Raw genomic sequence first — 3,853 nt, 5'->3', positions numbered from 1 at the left:
TAACCTCAGGTTCTAACGAATCTGGGGTTTTTTGTTGCCTGAAATCTGTTAATAAATTCAATGGTTAGCGATAGTCGTCCATTCTCTGTTTACCCCCTCTCTGCCCCACTATTCTCCCTTCTCCCCCACATTCTCTAAAAGCCGTGGACTTTGACAGGTCGGTCTACAGATCTGTAGACCTCAGAGAATCAATACTTTACACGCCATCAAGCTGAAGACTTTTCAAGAGTGACTTGCTGGAGAGAGCAGCATCTCATGGCAAAAAGGGTAGGGATCTTTCGTCAGAATTTTATTCAAGCAGTTCCATGCAGCTTTAGTCTGGCTTTTAGAGAGGCTTGCATGTTTAGGGCAGAGCTGGATCTTTTAAATCTCACCAGCTTATGGGGAAAGCCAGGCGAGCCACTTCTCGAGATGGTCGGGTCTCTGGAGGTTGGAGATTGTAATGCCTTGGTCATGGGCAATCCTGATGGCTTGTCCTGTTCCACCTGTATAGGGCGATGTCTCCTCAGCCGAAATAGCACCATCGCGTGTCCAGCAGATAACCCGGTCAACAGGAGATTTTAAATCGACTCCCAAAACCTGGAAGCAGTTGCGAACCATGTAAGGTGTAACATTGAGAGGCATTCGTTCACCCAGGGGGTGATAATGGAATGCCAAATCCAGCGCAGGCATAAAAATTTCATTCCCCTTATCGATCAAAAAGTAGCGTCGTTGATCAGGATTCCGTCCTTCAAAGCCAGGGTAGGGGAGAAAGATTTCCATTTTCCCTGAACTTTGTATTGCCCCCTGTTCAAAGGCATTGTCAGCACCAGATGCCCCGCCACTGGGCAGGGTGTGTCCTCTGTACCCTAATCGCTCAGCGATTCTGGTCATTATATGTTGGATATCCACAGGAGTACTGAGTCCACCAATACCAGCATAAGCATTCATTGGAATTGATGCCTTAATATTGCTGGTGATGCACTAAGGTTGGAATTGTGCGGAAGTGTTACCATGGCTGAATTTCCGGGGCCCCATAGGTGGCTGTTCCGACAAGTACCTCCAGGTTGGGCAGAATTTTGTTTTTTGACAGATGATGAGTATGTCCGCAAAGCACGGTTAGGTTTTTGTCTTTGTGATCGAGCATGATGCGAGTGAGCATCTCTCCCATAGATCTGTTGGAAAAATGGGGAGCCCACTCGTCATTAGAGGGTCGGTTTTGATAGAGGCAGTCCTCTCGGAAGGGGGGTACATGGGTCAGTAGGATGGCTGAATCAAATTCGGTAAAGGCTCTGCACAGCATTTTCTCTGTAAATTTTGCGGATTGTTGGCCAAGTTCACGTAGCTTCTGATGTAGAAGTTCACGCGTGGGACATGCCTTCAAGCTTTCAATCAATATGTAATCAGTTAGCTGTACTGTGGAACCAATAAAATCACCATAACCACCATCTGCCCAGCCCTCATGTCCGATTAGTGCAGTCGAGGTTGATAAAGGGATAATACCAGCTTCCCGCATCCAAATGAGATTACAGTTGTTTTTACAGAGTAAAAAAATGGAAGCATTCACCTGTGCAAAGTCACTCTTGTAGTAATCATGATTGCCCAGGACAAAGTAGATGGGGAGGCCCAGTGCATTGGCCATGTGTTCCATTTCATCGGTAATGGTTGTGCCTGTTGCGATATCACCTGAGATAAATATGCGCTCAGGTTTCTGATTTCTGATATCAGAATAGAGGGTTTCCTTGTCGCTTTCGTCTAAAAAATCCAGGTGGATATCCGTAAGCCAGACAGATGATGAACGGATCTTCTTGGGATCATCTTGTTGTTTTAATGTGGTTTTATTCATGGCTGATCTTACGGGAAATCTCGCTCTATTAATGATTGATCAGGAGTCTGTATTTTCCACACACTGCTCGTTGATAGGGAGTTTGGGCAACTGGTGTAGCATGGCTCCGTAGCGACCACGGTCGAATGGTTGGCGGTGGTTCTTGACCATGAAAAGCTCATGGATAAAGATTTTTGCCATTAAGCGTCGGGCCTCAATCACCTCAAAGCCTGACCGGATCAGGCGGGCCAGGGTGCTACGAGCTTCAGGAAATTGGTTGGATCGGATCTGCTGGTCGATAGCGTCCAGAGCGTTGTCCATCATGGCTGGGTTGGACTGTATTGCCCCCTCCTTATTGGAGTGTTTGATTATGAGGGAACTATGATGAAACAGGGGTAGGGCAGGGTCAACGGATCTAAAAAATCTATGGAATAACGTATTATGCAGGAACGGATTTTTCTATGCCTCGGAAGGAGGGGACCTAAATGCATCATGCTACTTTATTCAAGTATCCAAGCCCCCCTGCATGAATAGGCTATTGGAAAATTTCTATCTGATTCTTTTCCAGCCACTCCCCCTTTGGTAACCTTGAATAATCCCAATGAAATTTACCTGACGGTGTCGAGTATGGACTATTCACAAATTATCGCTGCTCTGAAGGAAGCCAGCCTGTTTGACCTATACCGGCTTTCAGCCGGGATTAACGCTATGATGGATGATCCTGAGCGAATCAAGACGGTCAAACGTAACCTTAAAAGCGGGCAACATATCCGTTACTACACAGAAAAGGATAATACAGAGGTTGCTGCTCGAGTTCTGAAGATCGGGGCCAAATATGTTCAGGTTGAAGATATTGAGGGAGGTGCTCGTTGGCGGGTCCCCTTTCACATGATCAATCTATGTGGCGTAGAGGTAGATATCCATACGAACGGGCCAAGTGTGAAACTTGACAAGAACCATCTGAAAAATGGAGAATTCATAGGTTTTTTTGATAATCATGAGCAGGAGAGGCATGGTCGCATCCTCCGTAGAAATCAGAAGACGGTCACGATACAGACGGATGATGCTGGAAATTGGAGAGTACCCTATTCGAGGCTCTTCAAGGTGGTTGATGGGAATAGTGCTGAAGTTGAAGATCCTACCTTGATCGAAGGCGAGATTGTATCTGATGTGCCACAGTCAACGAAAAGCTTGTTTCAGGATGAGTGAATAGCAGTAAAGCCCAAGACATCGCGCTGCTCTAGCCAAACATCCGAGAAACCCCGCATGAGATCCGACAGGGCCAGCGATTTGGGCTGACGTCCCTCAATAATGGCTTCCACTATATCTGGTGCCAACTGTGTCAGTCGGATGGTTTTGCTCATGAAAGCAGGATCCATTTTTTCACGACTGGCCAGCTCTTTGGCAGAGCGAACCTTCCCGGTCTCGATCTCCTTCTGCCATTTGAAGGCCCGAGCCAGAGCGCGAACTATGGCCTCATCCTGCTTGGGCTTGAAGAAGGGTAGTTTCATCCCATCGGGGATGATGATTTGCCGCCGTGAACCTCTGCGTTTCAGATCGATGGGCATGGTGATGATGATGGTCTTCTTGTCGTCGGTGAGGGTCATATTCATTATGCGGCCTCCTGGTTATTGAGTTCATCTACCAAGCTGGTGAGCCCTTCAACTCTAAGGTGCACCTGAAGCTGCTCGGTGGAGAGCGATACTTTTCGCACCAGCAGTTGAAGCAGCCGGGCGCGCTCCAGAGGAAAGAGTTCCTCCCACACCGGCTCCAGATTCTGAAGGGTGGTGATGACGCCATTTTCTGTGCAGTTGGATTTATCTGCATCATTGGCTGTTTGCCACGTTTTGGCGACCAGCTCTGGAGATCGGATCATGCTCTCGATGTGGCCAAGCACCAACTCCTCAATCTCGCCAGCGGCGATGTTGCCTATGGGGCAGGCGTCATAGCTTTTCTTGATGGCGCTGGTACAGGTGTAGTAACGGTACATCTTCCCCTTCTTGCGCGTGTAGGTGGTGGTCATAGCACGGCCACAGTGTTTGCAGGTGA

At 47.9% G+C, this 3,853-nt stretch carries 6 protein-coding genes; 1 reads left to right on the top strand and 5 read right to left on the bottom strand.

Annotation, left to right across the window (positions count from 1 at the left end; genetic code table 11):
• Nucleotides 1-378 precede the first annotated feature (378 nt).
• The 3 genes from V5T57_RS20500 to V5T57_RS20490 are packed head-to-tail and all read right to left on the bottom strand — an operon-like array spanning nt 379 to nt 2,128.
• Nucleotides 379-930, bottom strand: a complete 552-nt coding sequence (locus tag V5T57_RS20500) for a hypothetical protein (RefSeq protein WP_332893136.1) — start codon at nt 928-930, stop codon at nt 379-381.
• 58 nt (nt 931-988) lie between these two features.
• Entirely contained in the window at nt 989-1,825 is an 837-nt protein-coding gene (locus V5T57_RS20495; protein WP_332893135.1) for a metallophosphoesterase, read from the bottom strand.
• A gap of 39 nt (nt 1,826-1,864) precedes the next feature.
• A complete protein-coding gene (locus V5T57_RS20490) occupies nt 1,865-2,128 on the bottom strand; it encodes a hypothetical protein (protein WP_332893134.1) in 264 nt (87 codons plus the stop codon).
• Nucleotides 2,129-2,431: 303 nt separating this feature from the next.
• Between V5T57_RS20490 and V5T57_RS20485 the strand changes: the two genes are divergently transcribed.
• The gene (locus tag V5T57_RS20485) at nt 2,432-3,013 is read left to right on the top strand and encodes a hypothetical protein (RefSeq protein ID WP_332893133.1); all 582 of its coding nucleotides are present in this window, start codon (nt 2,432-2,434) and stop codon (nt 3,011-3,013) included.
• On the opposite strand, the gene V5T57_RS20480 is transcribed toward V5T57_RS20485, so the two are convergent.
• Together V5T57_RS20480 and V5T57_RS20475 are read right to left on the bottom strand one after the other, a co-directional pair.
• Complete coding sequence (locus tag V5T57_RS20480; RefSeq protein ID WP_332893132.1) at nt 3,001-3,417, bottom strand: hypothetical protein; 417 nt, start codon at nt 3,415-3,417, stop codon at nt 3,001-3,003. The two genes, V5T57_RS20485 and V5T57_RS20480, sit on opposite strands and share 13 nt — an antisense overlap.
• On the bottom strand, nt 3,417-3,853 hold a 437-nt coding region (locus V5T57_RS20475), incomplete at its 5' end, for a recombinase zinc ribbon domain-containing protein (protein WP_332893131.1). The genes V5T57_RS20480 and V5T57_RS20475, both read right to left, overlap by 1 nt.

The organism is Magnetococcus sp. PR-3, assembly GCF_036689865.1.
In the GTDB taxonomy this organism is placed as follows: Bacteria; Pseudomonadota; Magnetococcia; order Magnetococcales; family Magnetococcaceae; genus Magnetococcus.
Note: the sequence above shows the minus strand (reverse complement) of the source record. Positions and strands in the feature narration are given on the sequence as shown.

What these genes read in the sequence shown, in the direction of transcription:
- V5T57_RS20500 (WP_332893136.1), bottom strand. Translation starts at nt 930, where the DNA reads ATGAATGCTTATGCTGGTATTGGTGGACTCAGTACTCCTGTGGATATC.
- V5T57_RS20495 (WP_332893135.1), bottom strand. Translation starts at nt 1,825, where the DNA reads ATGAATAAAACCACATTAAAACAACAAGATGATCCCAAGAAGATCCGT.
- V5T57_RS20490 (WP_332893134.1), bottom strand. Translation starts at nt 2,128, where the DNA reads ATGATGGACAACGCTCTGGACGCTATCGACCAGCAGATCCGATCCAAC.
- V5T57_RS20485 (WP_332893133.1), top strand. Translation starts at nt 2,432, where the DNA reads ATGGACTATTCACAAATTATCGCTGCTCTGAAGGAAGCCAGCCTGTTT.
- V5T57_RS20480 (WP_332893132.1), bottom strand. Translation starts at nt 3,417, where the DNA reads ATGAATATGACCCTCACCGACGACAAGAAGACCATCATCATCACCATG.